The sequence below is a fragment of the Vampirovibrio chlorellavorus genome (genome assembly GCF_003149375.1).
Taxonomy (GTDB): Bacteria; Cyanobacteriota; Vampirovibrionia; order Vampirovibrionales; family Vampirovibrionaceae; genus Vampirovibrio; species Vampirovibrio chlorellavorus_B.
Window position 1 is genome coordinate 445981 of the sequence record NZ_QFWH01000002.1, and the last position, 22973, is coordinate 468953.

General features: G+C 55.4%; 22 protein-coding genes. 13 read left to right on the forward strand and 9 right to left on the reverse strand.

What is annotated here, in order from left to right:
* Positions 1–16: 16 nt before the first annotated feature.
* Both purF and purL read right to left on the reverse strand, forming a co-directional pair.
* Positions 17–1519 carry an amidophosphoribosyltransferase gene (gene purF / locus DF283_RS04425; protein WP_303673502.1) on the reverse strand — a complete coding sequence of 501 codons (1503 nt, stop codon included), beginning with the start codon at positions 1517–1519 and terminating at the stop codon, positions 17–19.
* Positions 1506–3779 (reverse strand): phosphoribosylformylglycinamidine synthase subunit PurL, encoded by a 2274-nt coding sequence (gene purL / locus DF283_RS04430; protein WP_303673503.1) that lies wholly within the window; start codon positions 3777–3779, stop codon positions 1506–1508. Before purL ends, purF begins: the two co-directional genes overlap by 14 nt.
* 207 nt (positions 3780–3986) lie before the next feature.
* Between purL and DF283_RS04435 the strand changes: the two genes are divergently transcribed.
* From DF283_RS04435 to DF283_RS04445, 3 genes are all read left to right on the forward strand, one after another.
* Positions 3987–4763 (forward strand): Bax inhibitor-1 family protein, encoded by a 777-nt coding sequence (locus tag DF283_RS04435; RefSeq protein WP_303673504.1) that lies wholly within the window; start codon positions 3987–3989, stop codon positions 4761–4763.
* Positions 4764–4796: 33 nt separating this feature from the next.
* Entirely contained in the window at positions 4797–5402 is a 606-nt protein-coding gene (locus DF283_RS04440) for a pentapeptide repeat-containing protein (protein WP_303673505.1), read from the forward strand.
* A gap of 168 nt (positions 5403–5570) precedes the next feature.
* Positions 5571–5834, forward strand: coding sequence for a hypothetical protein (locus DF283_RS04445; protein WP_303673507.1), 264 nt, complete (start codon positions 5571–5573; stop codon positions 5832–5834).
* A 37-nt stretch (positions 5835–5871) separates the two neighbouring features.
* Here the strand turns inward: DF283_RS04445 and DF283_RS04450 are convergent, their stop codons facing one another.
* The 5 genes from DF283_RS04450 to speD (DF283_RS04470) all read right to left on the reverse strand — a co-directional run bounded on the left by DF283_RS04450 (position 5872) and on the right by speD (DF283_RS04470) (position 8895).
* Positions 5872–6081: a hypothetical protein gene (locus DF283_RS04450; protein WP_303673508.1), complete on the reverse strand. Its 210-nt coding sequence runs from the start codon at positions 6079–6081 to the stop codon at positions 5872–5874.
* Between the two features lie 73 nt (positions 6082–6154).
* Positions 6155–7021, reverse strand: coding sequence for an agmatinase (speB, locus tag DF283_RS04455; protein WP_303673509.1), 867 nt, complete (start codon positions 7019–7021; stop codon positions 6155–6157).
* The gene (gene speE / locus DF283_RS04460) at positions 7021–7881 is read right to left on the reverse strand and encodes a polyamine aminopropyltransferase (protein ID WP_303673510.1); all 861 of its coding nucleotides are present in this window, start codon (positions 7879–7881) and stop codon (positions 7021–7023) included. The genes speB and speE overlap by 1 nt, the downstream gene beginning before the upstream one ends.
* 130 nt (positions 7882–8011) lie before the next feature.
* Positions 8012–8434, reverse strand: a complete 423-nt coding sequence (gene speD / locus DF283_RS04465) for an S-adenosylmethionine decarboxylase (protein ID WP_303673511.1) — start codon at positions 8432–8434, stop codon at positions 8012–8014.
* 5 nt (positions 8435–8439) lie between these two features.
* A complete protein-coding gene (gene speD, locus DF283_RS04470) occupies positions 8440–8895 on the reverse strand; it encodes an adenosylmethionine decarboxylase (protein ID WP_443082988.1) in 456 nt (151 codons plus the stop codon).
* Positions 8896–9472: 577 nt separating this feature from the next.
* On the opposite strand from speD (DF283_RS04470), the gene DF283_RS04475 reads away from it, so the two are divergent.
* From DF283_RS04475 to DF283_RS04495, 5 genes are all read left to right on the forward strand, one after another.
* Complete coding sequence (locus DF283_RS04475) at positions 9473–10186, forward strand: glycosyltransferase family 2 protein (RefSeq protein WP_303673512.1); 714 nt, start codon at positions 9473–9475, stop codon at positions 10184–10186.
* A 20-nt stretch (positions 10187–10206) separates the two neighbouring features.
* Positions 10207–11895, forward strand: a complete 1689-nt coding sequence (locus DF283_RS04480) for a hypothetical protein (RefSeq protein ID WP_303673513.1) — start codon at positions 10207–10209, stop codon at positions 11893–11895.
* Positions 11896–12000: 105 nt separating this feature from the next.
* On the forward strand, positions 12001–13335 hold the full coding sequence (guaD, locus tag DF283_RS04485) for a guanine deaminase (RefSeq protein ID WP_303673514.1): 1335 nt from the start codon (positions 12001–12003) through the stop codon (positions 13333–13335).
* A 259-nt stretch (positions 13336–13594) separates the two neighbouring features.
* Entirely contained in the window at positions 13595–14749 is a 1155-nt protein-coding gene (locus DF283_RS04490; protein ID WP_303673515.1) for a hypothetical protein, read from the forward strand.
* A gap of 184 nt (positions 14750–14933) precedes the next feature.
* Positions 14934–15668 (forward strand): MgtC/SapB family protein, encoded by a 735-nt coding sequence (locus tag DF283_RS04495; protein WP_303673516.1) that lies wholly within the window; start codon positions 14934–14936, stop codon positions 15666–15668.
* Between the two features lie 42 nt (positions 15669–15710).
* On the opposite strand, the gene DF283_RS04500 is transcribed toward DF283_RS04495, so the two are convergent.
* Together DF283_RS04500 and DF283_RS04505 are read right to left on the reverse strand one after the other, a co-directional pair.
* Positions 15711–16544, reverse strand: a complete 834-nt coding sequence (locus DF283_RS04500) for an aminotransferase class IV (protein ID WP_303673517.1) — start codon at positions 16542–16544, stop codon at positions 15711–15713.
* Between the two features lie 76 nt (positions 16545–16620).
* Positions 16621–18027, reverse strand: coding sequence for a TOPRIM nucleotidyl transferase/hydrolase domain-containing protein (locus tag DF283_RS04505; RefSeq protein ID WP_303673518.1), 1407 nt, complete (start codon positions 18025–18027; stop codon positions 16621–16623).
* 329 nt (positions 18028–18356) lie between these two features.
* Here DF283_RS04505 and rimI point away from each other — a divergent pair, with 329 nt between their 5' ends.
* The 5 genes from rimI to DF283_RS04530 are packed head-to-tail and all read left to right on the forward strand — an operon-like array spanning position 18357 to position 22959.
* The gene (gene rimI / locus DF283_RS04510) at positions 18357–18938 is read left to right on the forward strand and encodes a ribosomal protein S18-alanine N-acetyltransferase (RefSeq protein ID WP_303673519.1); all 582 of its coding nucleotides are present in this window, start codon (positions 18357–18359) and stop codon (positions 18936–18938) included.
* 4 nt (positions 18939–18942) lie between these two features.
* The gene (locus DF283_RS04515; protein WP_303673520.1) at positions 18943–19713 is read left to right on the forward strand and encodes a biotin transporter BioY; all 771 of its coding nucleotides are present in this window, start codon (positions 18943–18945) and stop codon (positions 19711–19713) included.
* Between the two features lie 56 nt (positions 19714–19769).
* Positions 19770–20594 carry a LamB/YcsF family protein gene (locus DF283_RS04520; RefSeq protein ID WP_303673521.1) on the forward strand — a complete coding sequence of 275 codons (825 nt, stop codon included), beginning with the start codon at positions 19770–19772 and terminating at the stop codon, positions 20592–20594.
* Positions 20591–21559: an RNase adapter RapZ gene (locus DF283_RS04525; protein WP_303673522.1), complete on the forward strand. Its 969-nt coding sequence runs from the start codon at positions 20591–20593 to the stop codon at positions 21557–21559. Before DF283_RS04520 ends, DF283_RS04525 begins: the two co-directional genes overlap by 4 nt.
* A 14-nt stretch (positions 21560–21573) precedes the next feature.
* Complete coding sequence (locus tag DF283_RS04530) at positions 21574–22959, forward strand: gluconeogenesis factor YvcK family protein (RefSeq protein ID WP_303673523.1); 1386 nt, start codon at positions 21574–21576, stop codon at positions 22957–22959.
* The last annotated feature ends 14 nt before the right edge of the window (positions 22960–22973 follow it).

Below are 22973 nucleotides of genomic sequence, written 5' to 3' on the forward strand. Positions count from 1 at the left end.
ACACCCGGTCGCGGGTTCATACCGATGCCTGCGTCAGGCTCAGCGGGACAAAATCGACCGGCTTTCCCGCCGGGTAATTCCCACTGAAGCAGGCGGTGCAAGGGGCCTCGTAACCGGCCACCTCCGCCATGTCTTGTACCGACAGGTAAGCCAGCGAATCCACACCCAGGAACTCCCGAATTTTCTCGGTGTTTTCCATCTGGTTGGCAATCAGCTCTTTTTGTTGGGACATATCAATGCCATAGAAGCAGGGATGGGTTACCTGGGCCGAGGAAATGCGCAGGTGCAGTTCCTTGACGCCACAGTCTTTCAGCATTTTCACCAGATTACGACTGGTATTGCCCCGCACAATCGAATCATCCACCACAATCACCCGCTTACCGGCCAATACGTCCTTCAGCGGGTTCAGCTTCAGTTGAATGCCTTTTTCCCGAAGCTCATGCGTCGGGCTGATGAAGGTGCGGCCCACGTAGCGGTTCTTGATCAGGCCTTCCACGTAAGGAATTCCCGACTCCCGGCTGTAGCCAACGGCGGCTACGTTGCCGGAATCCGGCACGGGGATGACAATATCGGCTTCCACCGGCGGGGAGATCTGGGCCAGCCGACGCCCCAGATTCATGCGGTAGTTGTAAACGGATTGCCCGTGAATCAGGCTATCGGGACGGGCAAAGTAGACCAGTTCAAACACGCACAGGTGTTCTTTTCTGGGGCCATCCAGAAAAATCGATTCCGTACGGCCCACACCCTCAGTCTCTAAACCGGCGTAATAATCATCCAGCGTGGCAATCAGAATTTCGCCGGGCTCAATGTCCCGTTCGTAGGTGGCTCCAACAATGTCCAGGGCGCAGGTTTCAGAGGCCACCACCAGAGCCCCGGTTTTACTTCGCCCCATGCAGAAGGGGCGCAATCCGTGGCGATCGCGGGCGGCGATTAGAGTGTCCCCGGTGGCGATGACGATGGAAAAAGCGCCTTCGCAAGCGTTAATGGCTTCCTTCACTGCCTCTTTCAGCGGTTTCCCCTGATTCAGCAAATAGTTGATGTAGATTAAAATCAGGTGGCTGTCGCTGCTGCCTTGGCTGAGGTACTGATGCTGCTTTAAAAAGTCCCGCAGTTGTTCGGTGTTAATCAGGTTGCCATTGTGGGCCAGGGTAATGCCCCCAAAGGGACTGCGGGCCACCACGGGCTGGGCGTTGTCCAGGTTACTGGCTCCGGTGGTGGAGTACCGGGTGTGGCCAATGCCGATTTGGCCGGTCAGGCTTTCCAGTAGACTCTCGTTGAAAACCTGATTGACCAGTCCCATTTCCTTGTGGATGCGCAGTTGGTGGTTGTCAAACACGGCCATGCCGCAACTCTCCTGGCCCCGGTGTTGCAGGGCGTACAGGCCAAAGTAAAGGGTATGCCCCAGCCCAGCGGAGTTTTTATCCAGAATGCCGAACACGCCGCATTCTTCGTGAATGGATTTGTAAGGCACCGGCTGCGGCTCAAACTGGGGCTGAGCGCTCAAATCAGAGGTTGGCAAGGGTCTGGCTCCATAACGTTTTCAGGGGGGCAAGGGCCATGGGCGGCTGATCCTCCAGCCTTAGCGTGAATTCGTCCGTGGTGCGACCAATGGGAATCCAGTCCATTTTTTCGCCGCACAGGGCCTGGAAGGATTCCTCCTGATCGGGATGGTAAGCCACGATATAAGTTCCCCCGGTTTCGCCAAACAGGCACTCATCCAGACGGCATTGACCGGCCAGCGCGCTGCGGTTGAATGCGATGCCCAACTCGTGTTGGAAGGTCATTTCCAGCAAGGTGGGCAGCAACCCGCCAATGGAAACATCCTGCACGGCCTCGACCAGTTGCTGGTCAATCAGGGACAAGACCAGTTTCATAGCCCGATCTTCCTGCTTGAGATCCACTTCCGGGGGAGGCCCTTCAATCAGACCGGCCCGTAGTTTCTGGTACTCGCTGCCACCCAGTTGCGGTTTAAAGCGTCCCAGCAGGGCCAAACGCAGGCCGGGTTGACGCAGGGCGGGGGCCATCACTTTTTTCTCATCCTCAATCAGGCCAATCATGGCAATGGTGGGGGTGGGGAAGATGGCCTCGCCGGAATGCTCGTTATACAGGCTTACGTTTCCGCTGATGACCGGTGTTTCAAACACTTCGCAGGCATCTTTAATGCCTTGCACGGCGTAATAGAGCTGGTAGTATATTTCCGGCTTTTCCGGATTCCCGAAGTTCAGGTTGTCACTGACGGCCAGCGGCAGGGCCCCGGTGCAAACCATGTTACGGCAGGCCTGCGCCACGGCGAACTGGCTGCCCCGGTAAGGTTCCAGATAGACATAGCGGGCGTTGCAATCCACGGTCATGGCCAAGGCCTTGCCGGAGAATGTGCCGTCTTTACGCCGCAGGCGAATCACCCCGGAGCCCAGGTTTTCGGAAGCCAGAATAGTATTATTTTGCACGTGGCGGTCGTATTGCCGAATCACACCAGTGGGCTGGGCGATATTGGGGGATGCAAACAGGCGCTCCAGCCAGTGGGGCACGTCCTGAGGCTGAATATCGGCGAAACGTTCCCGAGGGTCCACGCTGCGGCGGGCTTTGGCCAATTCAGGCTCCGGCGGCTTCAATCCCCGATCGTAAGAGGGGGCTAAATCAGTCAGCAGTTTGGCCGGTAAATCCACGACTTGTTGGCCTTTGTGGAAAATCCGGATGTTCTCATCGGCAGTGACTTCGCCCACAACCACCGCTGGAATGCGCCATTTGGCGAACACATCCAGCACCGGCTGCTCCTTGCCCTTTTCCAGCACCATCAGCATACGTTCCTGAGATTCGGAAAGCAGGTACTCATGCGGCTGCATGTCCGGTTCCCGAGCGGGCACCTTGTCCAGATCCATGATCATGCCCACATGGCCTTTGGCGGCCATTTCGCAACTGGAACTGGTCAGCCCGGCGGCCCCCATGTCCTGCGCGGCCACCACGCAGCCGGTGGCAAAGGCTTCCAGGCAGGCTTCAATCAGAATCTTCTCGGCAAAGGGATCGCCTACTTGCACGGCAGGCCGATCGGCGGTGCTGTTTTCATCCAGTTCCTTGCTGGCGAAGGCCGCCCCGCCCATGCCGTCTTTTCCGGTGGCGGAACCCACATACAGAACCGGGTTGCCTACGCCCTTTGCGGCGGAGGGCATTTCATCACCTTCATAGAGAATCCCCACGGCCATGGCGTTGACCAGAGGGTTGCCGTTGTAGCACTCGTCAAAAAAGACTTCGCCGCCCACGGTGGGAACGCCCACGCAGTTGCCGTAATGCCCAATGCCATGCACGGCGTTGGCAAACAGGTAGCGGTTATGGCTTTGGGTGGGCTCGTTCTCCCCCCGGTCCGGGAAGGACAGGGGCCCAAAGCGCAGGGAGTTCAGGTTGGCGATGGGCCGGGCGTTCATGGTGAAAATATCCCGCAGAATGCCGCCCACCCCGGTGGCTGCGCCCTGAAAGGGTTCCACGGCGGTGGGGTGGTTGTGGCTCTCTATCTTGAAAGCAATCTGGATGCCGTCGCCAATGTCGATGATTCCGGCGTTTTCCCCAGGACCTGCCACCACCCGGGGTCCCTTGTTGGGCAGCAGTTTTAGTAGATGCCGTGAGTTCTTGTAGCAGCAATGCTCGCTCCACAACACGCTGAACATGGCGATTTCGTTGAAATTGGGCTCCCGCTGCAGGTGATTACAGATCTTCCGGTATTCCCCCGGGGTGAGATTGAGCGATTTCAGTAACGATTCGGTTTCCGACGAGAGCGTGGCAAGCATGGTGGCGTATTCCCCTGCAACTGGCCCCTGAAAAACAGAGTGGCCTGATACGACTCCGGTATTATGGCCCAAAGGCACCCAAATTCCAAGGACGGCACCGAGTGAGGCGGATGTTGTTTCTACTTGTAAAATTCATTCAGGTTTTATGCGGGTTGGGCCGATATACTCTTCACAGGTCGGCAACACGCAACGGGAATGTTACTCAAAATGTCGCTTCTTCCCAATCATTCAAAAGCGGACTTGACCCACGGGTACATCGGGCTTTTGCCAGAAATTTATCTCTGGACGCTTTCCGGATTAATAATCACTGTCCTGCTGGCTTACGGCATTACCACCGTTTTGGCTTGGCTTGTTAATCCTGTGGAGAGGATCTTTCTACACTTGATTTCTTTCGCCTTGCAAATAATATATGGACTGGACTTAACGCGTCGTATACAGTTCGAAGGGGTGAAGCCTGTCAAGGCTGGGGCTAAGTTCTTTTTTTTCTTTAATTGTCTTATTAATGCGTGTACCTTTTCGTTTGTGTATGAGCTTTTCAATCTTAATTTTATCCTTTCTTTTTTGGGCTTAAATGCTTTTATGTTTGCAGGAGTAGCTTCCTATGGATTTTGGGCCAAAGGAGAATTGTCCAAACGGATTATTTTTTTGATGGCAAGTTTTTGGAGTGGGTTCTTTTTGCTGGTGTTCCAGGCGTACTTTTATAACAACTCTTTTTCTACCGTTGTTTTTTGTATCGGTGCTTTAATAATCGCTGTCCTGACGGCCCGGGACGTTCAAAAAATCCGCTGTTTTAAAGTGAACAGGGAAGAGGGGGGACAGGTCAATACCAATAACGCCGTTTTTGCTGCCCTGATGCTGCATGTGGATTTGATGATGTGCTATGTCTGGTTTCGTGACCTGTTTGATAAATATTATTTTGCTTCTCTTTCTTGGACTCATTGGCCTGATTTACCGCCTGGGCGTTGGCATACTATCAAGGATTGAAAATCAAGTGGGTTTTGGCTTTAATCAGACATTATGAGCAATCCTGCCGATCCATCTCGCAATCAAAACGAAGCCTTCAAGGCCCGTATTTTTGACCTGATCATTCAGCAAGGCGTGGAGGCCTTCAATGATTTCCGTCGCTCTCAGGGCTTCAGCCCCATCGATCTCTCCGGGTTGGATTTTACGGCCAAGGACCTGACCGGGATTAATTTTAGTGTGGCCGACCTGACTGGTTGCACCTTCGATTACGCCTACATGAACGACGCCGTGCTGATTATGGCCGACCTATCCCGTGCATCCTGCCGGGAAACGGATTTTTACATGGCCAATCTGGAAGAGGCCGATTTGCTGCACTGCAATTTACAGGAAGCCAAGCTGGCCGGGGCCTCCCTGATGGAGGCTGTCTTGACCGGGGCGCAAGCCAATCAGGCCGACTTTAAAGACGCAGACCTGACCCGGGCCAATTTGCAAAAGTGCCAATTGCAGGATGCCGATTTTTCCGGCGCCATTTTAAACAGCACCGACTTTCGGGACGCTGAAATTGAGTGGGCCAATTTCGAGGGGGCCCAACACGACGCCTCGACCCGCTGGGGTGTCAAACCACCGGCTTTTTTGCAATCTCACCCACTGCCCGAATGATCCTGAAATCTGGCCTGATTAAAAAATAATCGGGCGGGGTATTCAAGGGTTGTGTCTATGACGGTAAAGGGACTCCACAGGTCATTCAAAGCGAACCAGTCGCTTGCGGTGCAGGCACTTTGGCGTGATCCCTCACGTCCCATTCAGCTCTTGTGGGAGATCAACTTCATGCGGGATGAAATCAACATCTCTACCCGGTTTCAATGGGCCCACTCCTGTTTTTTGACTGTGGCCGAGGTTCTTTTTGCCTTGCAGGATGCCGAAGAGGACAGCCAGCGGCGGCTTCTTCGATCCTCGGATTTGAGGACGGGAGACCTGACCTTTCTGACGCTGGAGGAATTGGGAACCTATCATCGGCAACTGTTTTTGTGGGGTTGGCGATTTTCCCTGTTTCGCAACGCCATGCGGTCCGGCCCGGAGGGAAGCCCTTGAGGTGTATGGGACCCGAGGCGCAGGGGCCAAAGTCTTTTTAACCTGGAACGAGCAGCGCGTTTGAATCCCCCGGCACGGATAGGCCGGGGTTTTTTATTGCCTTTGGCGTGAAAATGGTTTTCCAGGCATTAAAAAGCCCCGTAGCAAACTCGGGGCTTTTCTGTTTCTTTTGAGTGGCAACAAAAAAGAAAGGGGATGATGGGTTGAAGGAGACAGTGTTGACATGACTTTTTTGCCACGCCTTCACGTTTCTTAAACCTTCTTAATGGTTTTAAGGCTGAATGGCTTTCAGCGGAATCGTTTTCATTTAGCGCAGTCCCTTAAATCCGGGATTCCGGGGTGCCCAGCAGCAAGACTTCTCGCACCACTTTGGCCGCCACCACATTGGACACGCCTGAGGCATCGTAGTGGGGAGAGAGTTCCACCACGTCGGCGCCCACGAAATTCAGCCCGGCAAAGGGCAGTAGCCAGTCCATAAAGGTGCTGAAGCTCATCCCGCCGGGTTCCGGGGTGCCGGTGCCACACAAAATGGAGGGGTCCAGCACGTCCAGATCGATGGTTAAAAAGACGGGCCGGCCTTGCAGGCGTTGCAAGCCACGGGCAAGGTCTTCCGGTTTTTCCAGCAGGGTGCCGTTCTGGCGCATCCACTCAAATTCTTCCCTGGGGCCGGAGCGAATGCCGATTTGCACCAGCCGTTCCGGGCCAATCAGCTCGGTCACCCGGCGCAGCACCGTGGCGTGAGAGAGTTTTTCGCCCAGGTAGTCATCCCGCAGGTCGGCGTGGGCGTCAAAGTGTAATACCGCCAGATCCGGGTATTTTTCCACGTAGGCCTCAATGGCCGGGAAGGTCACCAGATGCTCCCCGCCCAGGCCCAGCCAGCGCTTGCCCGCGGACAGTGTCTCTCTGGCGTTCTGCCGAATGATGGCCAGAATCTCATCCCGGTTGCCCTGGGGAAATTCCAGCTCGCCCGCATCGAAATAACGCACCTGGCTCAATTCCGCATGCTGGATAGGGGAGTAGGTTTCCAGTCCCCAGCTGGCGTTGCGAATGGCCTCCGGGCCAAAGCGGGTGCCGGGCCGGAAGGAGGTGGTGCCATCGTAGGGCAGGCCCACCAGCACCCAGTCGGCCTCTTCAAACGTATCGCAAGCGCCCATCCAGCTGCGAGGGATAAACGGCCCGCTCAGCATCAGCTCGCCACTCCCGCCGGTTCCCCGGCGAAAACCGCTTTTACGTAGTTGGGCAGCACGAATACGGTTTTGTGAATCTCCCGGTTGTAGAAGCGGCAATGCGTTTCCAGCTCGGCGGCCACCGATTCGTTAATCTGATCCAACGGCTTCAGCCCTTTGGAGCAGAAGCTCCAGGTCCACTGCCCACCGGGATAGGAGGGAATGCAGGCGGTGTAAGGTTGCACATAGGGGAAGACGGACTTCAGCAGGCGGTTGATGCGAACGCACTCATCGGGCACGGCCACCGGGGATTCACTTTGGCAGGCCATAATACCGTTCTCGGTCAGGGCGGCCAGCACGTGGGTGTAAAACTCTTTGGTGAATAGCTTCTCACCGGGGCCAATGGGGTCGGTGGAGTCGATCAGGATGACATCGAAGGTATTGGGATGCTCGGCGATGTAGGCCGCCCCGTCCCGCACTTCAATTTCCACCTTGGGATCATCCAGTTTCCCGGCGATGGAGGGCAGGTATTTCTTGCAGACTTCAATCACTTCGCCGTCAATTTCGCACAGCACGGCCCGCTCCACGGAGGGGTGCTTCAGCACTTCCCGAATGGTGCCGCCATCGCCGCCGCCAATGACCAAAACGGTCTTGGGGTTGGGGTGGGCCAGCATGGGGATGTGGGCGATCATCTCGTGATAGATGAATTCATCCCGCTCGGAGGTCATGACCATGCCATCCAGAAAGAGCATGCGCCCCAGGGCCACCGTGTCGACCACGTCCACTTCCTGAAAATCGGACACGGAGTGGTGTAAAACCTGAGTCACCTTATAACCCAGCTCGGTACGATCCTGAAATCGCTCCCGCACCCATAAATCCATTGCTGATTCCTCCAATTCAAATAAGGCGTATGCGCTGCCGATGCGCGCTTGTGGGCTTGGCCCTTCCCGGCAGCAAAAGCGTGGGGACAAACAAAATGGGAGATGGCTTCTGGCTCATCTCCCATCTGGTTTAAACGGTTGCGCCGACCAGGGGAACCCTTTCTTCCAGACTTCGGGGGAAGTCCAGTCCTCGGGTGGCTTCGTGGCGATCCACGTGTTTGACTTCAAAGGTCTCGGTGACGATTTTGGCCACAGCGTCCACGTCAAAGTGCTTGCAGCTGAACACGTCAAAGAAGAAGTAGTCCTTGTCGATAAAGGAGTGAAAGGTGATGTGGGACTCGGCGATGATGACCGTGCCGGTGATACCTTTGTCTTCCGGGATCAGACCTTCGTAAGGGAACACGTAGGGCTGGGTGATCTTGGTCATGCCAATGCGATCCGGCAACTCGTTCAGGAATTTGAAGACAAACTCCAGGTTGCTGATCTTTTCCAGGTTGCAGCCACGACAATCCAGCATCAGGTGAGGGCCGAATTCAGAACGTACCATAGTCATTTCTCTTAAACCTCCTGAGGCTGTGCTAATTGTTGGGAACCGACAACGTGGGGCGCCGCAGTGGTGGTGGAACTTTGGGCCTCTAACTGGAAAGGGGATTCAATCATTTTCTGGGTCGTCAGGTTAATCAGGCCCCGCTTCAGTTCAGAGCAGTAGGCCGAGCCGGACTTGAACTTCTCCTGAAGATGCTCGTAGGCCATCCGTGGGTCGCAGGCTGTCCCGCAAGTGAACAGGTCAACGGCAGCGTAGCCATACTCTGGCCAGGTATGGATGGCCAGGTGCGACTCGGAGATGATGACCGCACCACTCACGCCATAGGGGCTAAAGTGATGGAACTTGGAATCGACCACAGTGGCACCACAGGCTGTGGCGGCACTCAACATGGCCTCTTGTACAAGTTGCAGGTTATTCAGGATGTTGGGGTTGCAGTCATAAAACTCTGCCAAAAGGTGTCGTCCCAGGTTGACGACCGTGGAATCAGCATTCACGTCCAATTTGGTTGAGTCCCTTTCTGGTTTAGGGTGGTAACGACGGTGATTGATCAGGTACGAAAAAGGTACAGGATGTAAATTTTACAGGGTCACCTTCAGTTTTCAAGCAAAATTTTCTGGCTGCCGGTCGTGATACTGAAAGGATGCCCATATTAAGTCGGGGCTCAACTTTTTATTGCCTAAGGTCGGGCGCTTCTGAAATTCTCTCACAGCAAGGTTTTTTATCAACGCATGGCCTTGGCGACCTGATTTTGGATGTAACAAATTTTGAAGCGAGCCAGCGACCGCTTTGGAAACTGCTTTTTATAGTGGCATTGTGGTATGCTTCTCGTCCCAGGAGTGGTACAGTACAGCGGCCAGTGAACAGTTGTCTTGTCGTTTTTGCGATTTGGCGAGCCTGTATTGGAGAGGCCAGTATTGGAGAGGCCTGTATTTCATAGGCAATGTTTTCGGCAGCCATCATTTGGCTGTGGTCCAACGCCTTGTTGGTCTTTGGGTCACGTTGTAAACAATCGTCACACAGTGTTTTCGGATATTGAGAAGGTTCATGAGCAAAGCGAGTCAGAAAATCAGTCTGTTAATTCCAGTCTATAACGAGGTGGACTCTCTGGAAACCTTGCTGGAGCGGGTGGAATCCGTGGATTTTTGTGGTCTGGAGAAGGAGCTGGTCATCGTGGATGATGGCTCAGAGGACGGTACCCGGGACATTTTAAGGGGACTGGAGACCACCAAGCCGGATTACCGCATTATTTACCACACCCAGAACATGGGCAAAGGGGCCGCCCTGCGAACCGCCATTGACGTGGCCTCCGGGGACATCGTGGCCATTCAGGACGCCGATCTGGAGTACAACCCCAGTGATTATCCGCCGCTGGTGCGCATGATTGTAGAGGACGAGGCCGATGTGGTTTATGGCAGTCGCCTCACGAACGGGGATTCCCGGGAGTCCTTTGCCGGATTGCACTATTTGGGTAACAAACTGCTGACGCTGGTTACCAATGTGTTGTATCAGACCCACATTACGGACATGGAGACCTGCTACAAGGTGTTCCGGGCCGATGTGATCAAGAACATCAAAATCCGCTCCAACCGCTTCGACTTTGAACCGGAGATTACGGCCAAGGTGCTGAAGAAGAAGTGCCGGATTGCCGAAGCCCCCATCTCTTATCAGGGCCGGGACTTCCATGAGGGCAAGAAGATCACCTGGGTGGATGGCCTGTGGGCGCTGAAGGCTTTGATCAAGTTTCGCTTTACAGACTAGGGTGATTGGATAAGCGGACGATGAAGGCTTTGTTGCGACGTTTTTCCCCTGAACAATGGCTCTTGGCGGGAGTGTTGGCTCTGGTAGTCCTGTTACTGGGGCTTATGCTGAACCCTTACCTCACGGTGGTCAACCACGACAGCGCCATTTTCTGCATTCTGGCCCAGTCGTTGCTCAAGGGGCACTACCTGCTGGTCTCGGAACCCAACCCGCAGCCTTACTTCACCTTTCCACCCTTTTTGGCCGTGCAATTGGCCGCCCTGATGCTGCTCTTCCAGAATTTTGACACCCAAGCCATGCAGCCGGTTTTCAAAGGCTACATCAGTCTGTTGTTTCTGCTCAGTCTGCCTTTGTTTTTTGTATGGGGCAAGGGCCTGCTGGGTAGCCGAATCGCTCTGATTTTGACCCTGTTGGTGGGGGTTAACCCCATTGTTTTCAAGTACACCAGCGATATTTTGTCGGATACGCCATTCTGGGCGCTTTCCATGGGGGCAATTTACGCTGTTTGGCGCTTTCAACAGGCCTCAATCCGTCAGAAAGCGCAGGCTATTAGCTGGTTCTGGGCGGCAGTGATGCTGATCATTCTGTGCGCCTTGACTCGACAGATTGGTCTGGCTCTGGTGCTGGCCTTTTTGATGGTCTTGGCCCAGCGCAAGCAGTGGCAGTGCCTGCTGGTGGCGGTCGTGGCCTTTCTGATCACCGTGGGTGGCTGGCAGAGCTATGAACATTTTTATCGTTCCGCCCATCGCAGCGATATCAGCTCCCTGAACCAGCAGGGGGTGCAGGAGGTGCTGGATCGCTCTCCCATCAAGCTGGAGTACGTGAAGCACTTCCTGATTGATAAGCCGGTGCATCTGGATGAGAACCGCAGTCAGGCCAACCCCCGGATTCTGGCCCAAAATGTGCTGCAACGGGTGGAGGCTTACACTCAGGTCACTCTCGATCAACTGATTCCGGCCCTCAAACTTCGATTGGGCGGGCCGGACAGCCCCAAAATCAATGTGGCTCATTTGCTGCCGCTCAAGCTACTGGTCTGGGTGCTGTTTGGGGTGGGGCTGGTGGCGCTGTATCGGGCCTTTCCCTTTGCGGCCCTTTATCTCGGCTTTTCCATGGGGGTGCTGCTGGTCTACCCGTACATCAGCCAGCGATTCTTGCTGCCCTTGTACCCGCTTATTTTGCTTTGTCTGGCCTGGGGGCTGAAGCAAGGTTTGGCGGCGCTGAGCCAAAAGCGGTCTGCCTTTCGACAGTGGCAACCGGTGCTGGTGGCTGTTTTGACCGTGCTGGCTCTGACGGCCTCTTTAATACAAACCCTGCACTGGGTCAGCGCCGGGTATCGGTTGAAGGTGGCCCATCAGGGGCCATCCCTGCGCACCGGAAACCGGGCTTACTACCAAACGCTCCTGTGGATTCGGGATCACACGCCTGCCGATAGCCTGATTATCAGCCGCAAACCCCCCGTTACCTATTTTTACAGCGGACGCAAGTCTACGGCCTACCCGTTTACGGCCAATCACGCCCAGTTGTTTGCTTATATCGAAGAGAAAAAAACGCGTTACGGGCGACAGTTTCCGCAGGTGTACGTGTTTGAGGACACCGCTTTTGTGGAGAGCCAGCGTCTGTTGACGCCTGCCCTTGCCCAGTATCAAAGCCGCTTACAGCTGGTGTACACGGAGCCGACCAGTCAAAGTCGGGTGTGGTTGTTGAAGTAATTGATCCTTTTGTGATATAACCCCGAAAGTTTTGCGATCGTTCAAAGTCGTGCTTCTGCTTGCCGATATCCTGAGTAAGCAATTGTTTAAAAGGCCTCATTGTTTGTGACATTACCCCCTATCAATACCAGTCAGCTTGTTTCCCGGGCCTATCGAGGGGCCATTTTGCACGCCTTGGCAAAGGATGAGCTGGTTTATCTGGCGGATGGGGTTCTGCTGGTCGACGCTCAGGGGATGATTACGGCCTGTGGGCCTTGGCTTGAGTGGCAAGAGGCGCTGGCCGGGGTGGCGGTGATTCGCTGTTTGGCGAACCAGCTGATTGTCCCCGGGTTTGTGGATACCCATGTGCATTTGCCGCAGATGGCCGTGGCCGGTTGTCAGGCCCCCAGTTTGCTCGAATGGCTGGACACCCATATTTTTGCCGAGGAGGCCCGCTTTGCGGATGCGGACTACGCCCGGACGATCAGTGAGTGGTTTTTAAGCGAATTGTTGGCCAATGGCACCACCCTGGCCAACGTATTCCTGACGTCTCACCCCGGGGCCAGCCAGATTGCCTTTGAAACGGCTGCCCGATTGGGGAACCGGGTGGTCATGGGACAGACCCTGATGGACAAGCAAGCCCCGGATTCTCTGCTGCGCCCGGCGGCCCAGTTGTTACAGGAGACGGAAAGCCTGTGCCGGCAATGGCACGGGGCCAATGACGGGCGGATACAATACGCCTGGGTGCCCCGCTTTGCCCTGACCAGCTCCGAGGAATTGATGAGCGGCCTGGGGGAATTACGTCGCCAGTATCCAGAAGTTTATCTGCACACGCATTTGTCGGAACAACTGGGCGAGATTGCGGCGGTCAAAGCGCAGTTCCCCTGGGCCAGCGATTACACCGAGGTTTATGAGCGCTTCGGCTTGCTGGGAACCCGCACTGTACTGGCCCACGGCATACACCTGTGTGATGGGGAACTGACTCGACTCAAGGCCTTGGATGCCTCGTTGGCGCATTGTCCCAGCTCCAACTTTTTCCTCAAAAGCGGTCGGTTCCGGCTGATGGAGGTTTTGCGGCGACAGTTGCGTTTGGGGCTGGGTTCCGATGTGGGTGCCGGGCCAACGCTTTCTCTGCTCACGGTCATGAAGGACGCCCAGTACATGCAGGCCGACACCCTGGTGCCGCTGGCCACCCTGTTTTACTTGGCTACCTTGGGCGGGGCGGAGGCTTTGCATCAGGGGCACCGTCTGGGTAATTTCGAACCCGGAAAAGAGGCTGATTTTGTGGTGCTGGACTTTCCGGCCACACCGGTTTCTCATGACAAGCCGTCGGTTCAATCCCCCGGGACTTCAGAGGCGCTTCTGTCCCGGTTGGTGTACCAAGGGCACCAACAATGGATTTCAGAGACGTATATCCGGGGGCAACGGGTTTATCAGCGAGCGCCGATTGTTCAGAACTAGCCCAATGGCTTGAGGCGTGTGGGTTTTTCTGCTTTTTATCCTGTGTTGGGGGGATGGCCCCATTACAAAACTACATATAGAATAGAGGAGGGTGCAACATAGGTTGCCTGATTGGAACGCCCTGTTGGGTCGCCATTTTGGAATTTCCAACGCATTTTTTTGATCCGGTTTTACTTTTTAAAATAAAGCCCCATTTAGTTTCAAGATCCATTTTTGTGAGTGACATACGCTGCCTAGGCGAATTCAGCGGGAGCTGTAAATGACCTTATTGTTGAACGATCCCTTCGGGAATGAACGTGGCTCAACCGGGTCTGACGAAGATTCCGGGCTTTCATCGTTCATCCGTAGCCTGGGGCAGACCCAACTGAATTTTTGGGGTGGGCCGGTTGCCACGGTCTTACGTCTGTTGAGCCAAACCGTGACCATTCTGGCGCGGGAAGGGTTTAGCCGCCTGAGGCAAAATCTGGGCCTCCTGCAGCGGACATCCAAACGAACTTATGGCCTGCCTGTCAATGGCAAGGCGGCTGAGCGTCCTGTTGCTCTGCAGGCACCGGGCCCGCTATCGGTTTACAAGGTGCATGGGGCGCTGGGTGAGCGATGGACTCAGTCTTCCGATCAAAGACCCATTCGGCTGAACCGGGGTAAGCAAAACCCCTGGATGGCCGCTGAAATTAAAAACACCGCCGTGGTCATCCGGCCCTTTCAGCCGGAAGAGAGTGAAATCCGGGGATTGGACGATATTTTCACCGATCCGGTGCAGGGCTCATTTCTGGATGTGATTCAACCGCAGGGGCCCGCTGTCGGGAAACGGAAGCGGCATGGTTTAAAGCCTGCCAACGCCCCGGGCAGACCCCCGGAGCGCCATGGACAAAGCCATGTGGGTAAGCCGGAGCCCCAAAAACAAGACTCCCAAAAGCAAGAGCCTGCCGTTGTTCAGGAAGTGGATCGCATGACAACGCTGGCCGAGAGGCAACAGCGCTTGAAGGCGGAAACCCGCAAACTGAGCAAGCGGGTCAAGCGGGTCGCTGATTCGACCAAGGATTGGTTCTCTCGTCAGGAGGCTGGTTTTGCCAATGTGGCGGCCCAGTTGTCCGAGAAAATTCCCTCCCCATACCAGTCTTACGCCACTGAGGGCGAGGTGGTTTTCGCCCCGGTGCCACCCTCCCCCACGTCTTCTGCCTGGCAGGTACTCCAGTCTGAGCAATCCCTTGCCACGGCCCGCACGAATCCCGCCTGGTTGCAGACTTCGGTTCAGGTTTCTTCCATACCCCGGGAGCAGCCCCTGTCTGGGCCCTCAGCGGAATTTAATGGCTTTGACTACATGGTGCAGAACAATCGCATTCTGTCCCGCAGTATTTCCAATCTGGTGGATCGCTATTTCGATCAGAACGCCCTCAGCGAGGATTCAGCCTAGTTGCAGGGGCAGCGTCGGAAGCGGTTCTGACAACTGGGTCTTTGCCGTGAACCAATGGCTTGATACAATGGACGGAGTCCGGGATTTTCTTTAATTGTGCAGTTTTCGGGGCTTTGACCCGGAGCGTGACGGTTGGTTTGACGGCCCTAGGGGCCATAGAATGGTGAGAGTTTGAAGTGTTGATATGGAATTAAGTTTGCAGGAATCCATTTTAAGGCTCTTTCTGGCCCTGTTACTGGGCTCCGTGGTGGGTATGGAGCGGGAATACACCCAACAATCCGCCGGTTTGCGCACCCATATTCTGGTTTGTCTGGGAGCCACGGTGTTTACCCTGGTTTCCATTACCGATATGTCGGTGGGACTGAGTTACGCCAACGCCGATCCGAATACCACCTACCGTATGGTTCGCGATCCGGCCCGGATCGCCGCCCAAATCGTGCCTGGCATTGGTTTTATCGGCGGTGGTGCGGTGCTACGCCATGGGGCCAATATCCGGGGCTTAACCACGGCGGCCAGCCTTTGGATGATGGCCAGTATCGGCATGTTGCTGGGGGTGGGCTCCTACCAGCTGGCCATTATCGCCACCCTGTTCTCGTTTCTGGTGCTGTTCATCATTGGTGGTCTGGAGCGCACCATGTTCAAGAAGTACCTGAAGAAGTACATTCTGCTTAAAATTCAGGTGACGGCCAAAGAGGACAGCATGGCCCCCATTGAGCAATGGCTGGAAGAGAAGTTTCCGGCCAAAACAATGGCCGTTAAAGTGCAACGGCACCCGGAGTCTCAAACGGTCAGCCTGACCTACAACATTGATCTGCGTGGCATGCACGCTGATGTGAATACCCTGTCCCGCAATCTGAATAACGTGGAGGGGGTTACTTCAGCTTCGGTGCGGGTTCTGCAGGAAGATAAAGAGTTTTAATAACAGTTGAGGCAGCCTCACCTTGATTTAACCAGCGTCACCTCAGGTATTGACGGTGTGCGACAGGCTGTCCATCAGGCGCTGGGCTGACGGTTGCCAGGCAATGATCTGTCCGTCAACGTGTTCCACCTTGCGAATCCCGGAAACGGCGTTACTGATAAAAACACCCTGACAATCCAGCAGCTCCGCCAGACTGAAGGGGGACAGATCCACAGGCACCCGCAGGGCTTCTGCCGCTTCCAGAATACGGTGACGGGTAATGCCCGGCAAGCAACCATCCCGAACCGGATCAGAGCTTCGGAGTACGCCATCCCGGATGCCAAACACGTTGGCCGTACTGGTTTCCAGCACCAGCGGATTATCCGGACTGTTGCTGATCAGCAAAATATCATCCAATCCCGCTTGCAGGGCTTGCCGTTTGTGCAGGATGGTTTCGGTCATGGCCCCGTGCTTGACCGTGGGCAGGGGGCGCTGGTGGGCCACGGTTTTCAGGCGCAACCCTGTGTTTGTGGCTGTCGGGGCTTGTCGGGCGGAGACAATCAACCGGGTGGGCAAGGCTTGACCGGGAGAATCATAGAAAGCGGCATAGCCTTCCACATCGGCCAGCACGGTCAGGCGAAACACGGGCCTGCTCGGTTGAAACAGCGCTTTCAGTTGCCCCAGAATCTGGTGATCGGCAAAGCGCCAGCTCAGGCCCAGGGCTTTGCAGTCTTTTTTCAGGCGTTGCAGGTGTAAATCAATGACCTGCTCCGACAAGGGCATTTTGAAGGTGGTGTAAACGCTGTAGCCGTAAAAAAGCCCCTCTGGCAGGGCTGTCAGGGCGGTGGCGGATTCCGGCGCTTCTGTGGTGAGGGGGCTAAACAGTTCCCAGTGCATAATGGCGACTCGATTCAGGTTTATATTCAGACGAAACAGGAAGATTTTGGGCCGCCCGATTGTCCCGGCAACTGGTTCAGAAGGCCTGATGGGCCTTGGCGGAATAGCGAATCGTCAAAATGGTTTCAATCAGGCGACGAATGGCTTTGGGCGGCGGTACCGGGGCGGCCTGCCCGATTTGCTGAAAGGTTTCCGCGTATTGGGTGGCGAAGCGCACCTTGTCAAAAGAACCCAGGTTGTGGGCTTGCCACAGGGCCCGCAGGGTTTGCACCCGCCCCTTGATCTGGTTCTCGCTGGCAAAGGTTTGCAGGCTGTGCATGGTCACCTCGGGGTAGGGTTGGTAGTGGGTGTTAATGGTTTTGACCACCAGCGATAAATCGTAAATATCCTCAAACTCGCCTTCCTCAATGCTGAAAATGTAGTCTCCCTTGCGGGCGTTGGCCCGCAGCTCCGCGGCGATGTCGGCGGCATCCTGATCCAGCACCGTAAAAATGGGACAGTTCAGGCTTTTGGCCTGTTGTCGATAGATGGACAAGACGTGATTTTTACCGCCAGCGGGCAGCAGGTGAATGCCCAGCCGGTCGAAATCCAGATTCATGGCTTTGGCGAACACCGGCAGCAGTAGTTTTTCGGTTTCCCCTTCCACGATAAGCAGCGCTTTCACCGGTCGGGCCTGATGGCAGGCGGCGCCAAAGGCGGTGAAGTCCTTATGATTTAGCCACAGGGACAGCGCATTCAGGTGCTTGAGAACGGTTTGGGGTGAAATGCTCTGGGTGAGCCAGCCCTTTTGGCCCAATGCCTCGTAAATCGCTTTCAGGTAGGCCAGCCGGGGATATCGTTCCACTTCCGCGGGTTCCAGTTTTTGCAACAGGGCCGTCCACGGCAGGATGTGAGTCAAGCGGCGGCACACCAGATACAGCAAGGCCAGAGAGCCACCGCTGCCTGCGTCTGGCCCTTCTTGTTGCGTCAGAAAATCCGTGCGGTAGCCGTGACGGGCCAGAAACGTGGCCATTTGCTCCCGGTTGAGATCGCCCTGATAGTAGTAACTGGGGGTAGCCCCGGTATCCCGCAATCCAATCTGCTCAATGTCCTGCTGAACCAGTGCCGGTAGCAAAAAGCCGTCCAGATCTTCCGCCAATAAGAAGAGACTGAGCCATTCATCGGCCAACTGGGTCTGATCACCAAACCAGGCTTGCCACAAATGGGCGTAGATAATTTCCAGATAATGCCGGGGAAGGGTTTCCAGCGCTTTTTTGGAGAGCCCTGTAGACAGTACATTGGTTTTAATCAGGCGCTCATAGACTTTAATTTCCCGAATGGGCGGAAACTCGAATTTCAGCAGGCGGTTGGCCGAGGCGGCCAGATTGTCCCAGCCGGGCGCTTTAAACTGAAAGCAAACATTCCCCTCCCGTTCGCTGGACAGGGTAACCGCCACCGTCTGGTGGGCCAGCCCGGTTTTCTGGGTGGGCTCTGAATGATTCACACTGGGTGAAACCCGGATGTTTGGCAGGTCCTCCGGCGAGGGTGGCTCCCGATGCTCGGCGTTAGGGGAAATGGTTCTGGGTTCCGCAAATTCTGATACTTCAGCATTTTAGCAAAGATCATGGCCATTTTCCTCAGCGGAATAGAGGCCGGGTCTTCTGTTTATGGTTTGCGGCGCTTTTCATTTACAATGAAATACCAGAGAATAAGTAAACCGCAGGGAGTGCTTCGGTTTATGATTGAGGGAGACCTGTTTACGGGTCAAGTCCATTCACCACAGACTATTCACACAATCGTGTTTAGCAGGTTAGCGTATAGCAGGTTGTTGCAATGATTTCTCCATCCCAATCCAAGCAGGGTCAGCTTCAGTCGTCTCAACTGGAAATCCGTCGCATGCGGGCGCCTGACGTGGCGGGGGTCATGGAGATTGAATCGGTCTCCTTTGGGCGGCACCACTGGTCGGAAGAGTCTTTTTACAATGAAATGAACAACCACGTGGGCCGCTATTATTCGCTGGTTCAGGCCGGGAGCCCCGAGCTACTGGGTTACTGCGGCTTCTGGATGATTCTGGATGAGGCCCATATTACCACCATCGCCGTGCGACCGGAGTTCCGGGGCAATGCTTTGGGAGAGCTGCTGTTGCTGCATATTCTGGAGCGCAGTATGTCCTCCTCTATTCATTGGGCCACGCTAGAGGTGCGTTCCTCCAATTACAACGCCCAGAATCTGTATTACAAGTACGGTTTTAATTCGATGGGCGTCCGGCCCCGTTATTATCAGGACAATCAGGAAGATGCCCTGATTATGACCACCTCTGACATTTGCTCCGCCGCTTACCGGGCCCGGTTTCAGCAACTGAAATCGGCCTTGCAGCAGCGCCTGAGTGGCCTCCCTCAGGGATACGGGGTGTAAGGCCATGGGCAAGGACGTAAAGGACGGCCCCATTGCCATTGTTAACCGGGAAGCGTCTTCGGAGGCCTTCCCGGAACCGGAAGCGGAGTCCCTGTGGCCTGCCGACGGTTCCTTTTTGTCTCCCCCACGCAGAACGCTGCTGCACCGGGTATCCTATCCGCCCCGGATAAGCCTGAACGGGTTGCTGATCAGTTTATTGTGCCTGCTGGTAGTGGTCATGATGGGCTTTATTCCGGTGAATCTGCCCAGCCCCCTGAATATCGGACACTCGGTGAGTAGTTATGATCAGTTGCAGCTGATGCGCTACACCTTTCAGGTACCGGTGGCCCTGTTGGTGGCCGCCATGATGGGCCCTTTTATGGGCACCGGCATCGTCTTTCTGTTTGTGGCGCTGGGTCTCAGTTTCTTTCCCCTGTTTGCCAATGGGGGAGGCTGGCAATACGTGACCCAACCGGGCTTTGGCTATTTGCTGGGCACCTTGTTCGCCGCCTCTATTCTGGGACGAAATTTTCACAAGGTTTTTCAAAAACACGATCAGGTCAGTCGCTCTCTCAAGCTGATCAGTCAGTCCTTGCTGGCTGTCCTGCTGGTACACGGGGTGGGGGTGCTGTATCTGGTGGGTCTGGCCCTGTCTGGTCAGCTGCCCTGGCCTGAACTGACCGGCTGGGCCTTGCGTCTGACGGTGGAAACGGCTCCTTACGACTGTCTTTCCACGTTTGTGTTTCTGTGTCTGGTGCGGCAGTTCCGTCTGGCGCTGTGGCTGGTGCTGTATTAATCTTTCAAAAACAGTGGGCTTGCTCTAATATAGAAGTATTGAGAATAGGTTAACCCATGCCCAAAACTATCGATCTAGCCAAAAAAGTCCTGTTGAGCCACAAGGTAAAGCGGTTTATCGACCTGAATACCGACTTGGGCCAAAGCCGGGATTTGGCGTTTTTCAAGAAAACCAATTATGAGTTATTGAACCATGTGACCTCGGTCAGTATTCCCTGCGCCGTTCATGACGGCGAGCCCCTGGACTTGTTAGAGGCCATTCGTCAGGCCAAGCGCTTTAACTGCGCCATTGGCGCCCATGTGGGGTACCCTGACCCAGCCCGCAATGGCTATGAACCCATGACCATTACAGAAGAGGCTTTGACCGCCTGGATTTTTCTGCAGATGGGTGCTTTTCAGGGGCTGTTGCGCTCTGAAGGGCTGGATATTGAGCATGTTCGCCCGCATGGGGCTTTATACACCGCGTTTTTAAACAATCCGGAAGTGGCTTTGACCGTGGCCCGGGCTTTGCACAAAATCAACCCCTGGATGGTGCTGATGGGGCCTGCCGGTCCTATTCTGGAGCAGATTGAAAAGGAAGTGGGCCTGCGAACCGCCCCGGAAATTTATCTGGGCAAGCGCTACGACAGCGAAGGCAAGCTCTCCATGAACCGATTGCACGAGTTCCTGTCCCCTCAAGCGGTCATTGATCAGGCCCGCCAACTGATTCAGCAATCTTCTCTCACTGCCGAAGACGGAAAATCCATTCCCGTCAAGATGAAGACCATTCACATTAGCCCCACGCTCCCCCAATGCGTGGATGTGGCCGAACGTTTGGGGCAGATGCTGGTTCAGCCGGTTTCCTTGCCCTTGGCTGACATAGGAGCGTCTGGCTGGTTATGAGTACTGACGGCAAGCCCTACCCTCCCTTCCTGATTTTAGGCACCCACGGCTCCGGATTGACCACCGCTCTGGACATCTATGCCGATCACGGCTTTATGGCTCTGGCCAATGTGCCGCCGGGACAGGTCGCTCAAACCGTGTTGCCCTTGTCTCAACAGCAGGCACCGGTGGCCTTCACCATTCGTCTGGCCCCGGATACGGATGCAGTCGCCCTGATTGCCGAGCTACAGGCCCTGAAGGCCCAGTGGCCCGCCCTGAAAGTGTTGGCCCTGGACTCCCCCGAAGAGGTTCTGGTGCAACGCTACCTGCAGTCTGAGAAGCGGCATGCGTTTGAATCGCCCGAGCTGGCCGGTTTACAGGCGGCCATTGCCGCTGAAAAGAAGCTGTTTGCCCCGGTCAAGGAGTTGAAAGATTACTCCATCGACACCAGCACCACCACGGCGGAAGAGCTGCGTCATAAAATCGCCCGCATTTTGGGTTTGCCCATTGAGAATGAGGCCTTTACGGTTTACATCAACACTTTCGGTTTCAAGTACGGGGCCCCGCAGGACGCCGAGCTGGTCTTTGATATGCGTTTCATGACCAACCCCTTCTACGATGAGCGTTTGCGCCCGATGACCGGCCAAGACCAGCCGGTGCGGGACTTCATCTTCAATCTGGCGCATGCCCGCACTTTTTTTGACAAATGGGCTGATCTGGTCGCCGATATGTTGCCCCTGTATCAGGCGCAGGGCAAAACCCGCCTGACCATTGGCGTAGGCTGCACCGGGGGTAAGCACCGCTCCGTCTGCATGGGCGAAGCGCTGGCCACTTACCTGAAGGAGCGCTATCCTACCTTTCATATCATCATCAACCACCGGGAAATGCTGAAGTGGGGCAAACCCGCCTTGGTGGAATCTCAAGGCGCTGGACTCAAGCCCGCTCAGGCTTCCGCCTGCTCCATCGGTGAGGTGGCCGGGGCATGATGAAATTCCCCCGAATGGCCACGTGGCTCATGCCGGGTCTTTCTATCAAGCGCTGGGTGGGCATTGCCTCCACCGGCTTTGTGATGACCGTGGTGGGAACGGCCTTGCTTCTGAACTTGCAGCCGGTGACCCTGTTTATCGAGAGCCTGAAATGGCTGGCCCAGCTTTTTCCCGCCCATATCAGCGGGCCAATCCTGCTGGGTGGTGGAGCTGTTCTGTTTTACTTCGGGCTGCGCAAGGCTTATCGCACCCTCAAGGTGGCATTACAGCATGAGGGGCGGGACGCCGATTTGCTGGAAGCTCTGTTTCGGCAGAATAAACTGATTCATGGCCCGCGGATTGTGGCCATTGGCGGCGGAACGGGCCTGTCTACCCTGCTGCGAGGCGTTAAGAAGTACACGTCCAATATCACTGCCATTGTCACGGTGGGCGATGACGGCGGGAGTTCGGGTCGGCTGCGCATTGAGCATAGTATCATCCCGCCCGGGGACATTCGCAACTGTATTGCCGCCCTGGCCGATGAGGAACAACTCATTACCGAACTGTTCCAGTATCGCTTTAAAACGGGCTCCGGGCTTGAGGGGCACAGTTTTGGCAACCTGTTTCTAACCGCCATGTGCCATATTACCGGCGATATGTTCTCGGCCATCAAGGAATCCTCTAAGGTACTGAATATTTCGGGGCGGGTGCTGCCTTCCACCCTGGAGAGCATCAAGCTGGCCGCCACCATGGAAGATGGTAGCGAAGTGATTGGGGAGTCCCTGATCCCGGAGGCCAAGGGCAAAATTGCCCGGCTGCGCTGTATCCCGGAAAATCCCAAAACCATTCCCGATGTCATTGAGGCCATTCAATCGGCGGAGTTGATTATTTTAGGGCCGGGCAGCCTGTACACCAGTGTTTTGCCCAATCTGCTCATCTCGGAAATCGCCCAGACACTCTCCCAGAGCAAAGCCCCCAAGTTGTATGTGGCCAATATTATGACCCAGCCCGGTGAAACCGATGGTTATACGGTGGGCGACCACTTGCAGGCCATTCTGGATCATTGCCCCTATCCCAACGTGGTCAATGGGGTGATGGTGAACAACTGGTTGCCCGAAGCCCTGCTGGAGAAGTACCAGAGCTACGGCTATCAGCCGGTGGCCCTGGATCGGGAGCGCTGCCAGTCTCTGGGGGTGCAGGTGGTTGAAAAACTGCTGGTGGATGAAGCCGAGCATCAGGTGGTGCGCCATAACCCGGCCCAGTTGGGTCGGGCTATTGTGCAGTGGTTCAAGCGGGATTATCCCGGCAAATTCAAGCAAATTCAGCAGGCCATGGTGGTGGCCCCCGTGGTAGTGGAACTCCCCCCGCTGGCAGAGCCCGCCGAGCTTGAGGCGGATGAAGTGGAATCGGTTAAGCCTTAACAGGTTCCACTGTT

What these genes read in the sequence shown, in the direction of transcription:
- DF283_RS04525 (WP_303673522.1), top strand. Translation starts at nt 20,591, where the DNA reads ATGAGTACTGACGGCAAGCCCTACCCTCCCTTCCTGATTTTAGGCACC.
- purL (WP_303673503.1), bottom strand. Translation starts at nt 3,779, where the DNA reads ATGCTTGCCACGCTCTCGTCGGAAACCGAATCGTTACTGAAATCGCTC.
- DF283_RS04440 (WP_303673505.1), top strand. Translation starts at nt 4,797, where the DNA reads ATGAGCAATCCTGCCGATCCATCTCGCAATCAAAACGAAGCCTTCAAG.
- speE (WP_303673510.1), bottom strand. Translation starts at nt 7,881, where the DNA reads ATGGATTTATGGGTGCGGGAGCGATTTCAGGATCGTACCGAGCTGGGT.
- DF283_RS04530 (WP_303673523.1), top strand. Translation starts at nt 21,574, where the DNA reads ATGGCCACGTGGCTCATGCCGGGTCTTTCTATCAAGCGCTGGGTGGGC.
- speB (WP_303673509.1), bottom strand. Translation starts at nt 7,021, where the DNA reads ATGCTGAGCGGGCCGTTTATCCCTCGCAGCTGGATGGGCGCTTGCGAT.
- DF283_RS04520 (WP_303673521.1), top strand. Translation starts at nt 19,770, where the DNA reads ATGCCCAAAACTATCGATCTAGCCAAAAAAGTCCTGTTGAGCCACAAG.
- DF283_RS04515 (WP_303673520.1), top strand. Translation starts at nt 18,943, where the DNA reads ATGGGCAAGGACGTAAAGGACGGCCCCATTGCCATTGTTAACCGGGAA.
- rimI (WP_303673519.1), top strand. Translation starts at nt 18,357, where the DNA reads ATGATTTCTCCATCCCAATCCAAGCAGGGTCAGCTTCAGTCGTCTCAA.
- DF283_RS04475 (WP_303673512.1), top strand. Translation starts at nt 9,473, where the DNA reads ATGAGCAAAGCGAGTCAGAAAATCAGTCTGTTAATTCCAGTCTATAAC.
- speD (WP_303673511.1), bottom strand. Translation starts at nt 8,434, where the DNA reads ATGACTATGGTACGTTCTGAATTCGGCCCTCACCTGATGCTGGATTGT.
- DF283_RS04445 (WP_303673507.1), top strand. Translation starts at nt 5,571, where the DNA reads ATGCGGGATGAAATCAACATCTCTACCCGGTTTCAATGGGCCCACTCC.
- DF283_RS04490 (WP_303673515.1), top strand. Translation starts at nt 13,595, where the DNA reads ATGACCTTATTGTTGAACGATCCCTTCGGGAATGAACGTGGCTCAACC.
- DF283_RS04500 (WP_303673517.1), bottom strand. Translation starts at nt 16,544, where the DNA reads ATGCACTGGGAACTGTTTAGCCCCCTCACCACAGAAGCGCCGGAATCC.
- DF283_RS04435 (WP_303673504.1), top strand. Translation starts at nt 3,987, where the DNA reads ATGTCGCTTCTTCCCAATCATTCAAAAGCGGACTTGACCCACGGGTAC.
- DF283_RS04495 (WP_303673516.1), top strand. Translation starts at nt 14,934, where the DNA reads ATGGAATTAAGTTTGCAGGAATCCATTTTAAGGCTCTTTCTGGCCCTG.
- DF283_RS04480 (WP_303673513.1), top strand. Translation starts at nt 10,207, where the DNA reads ATGAAGGCTTTGTTGCGACGTTTTTCCCCTGAACAATGGCTCTTGGCG.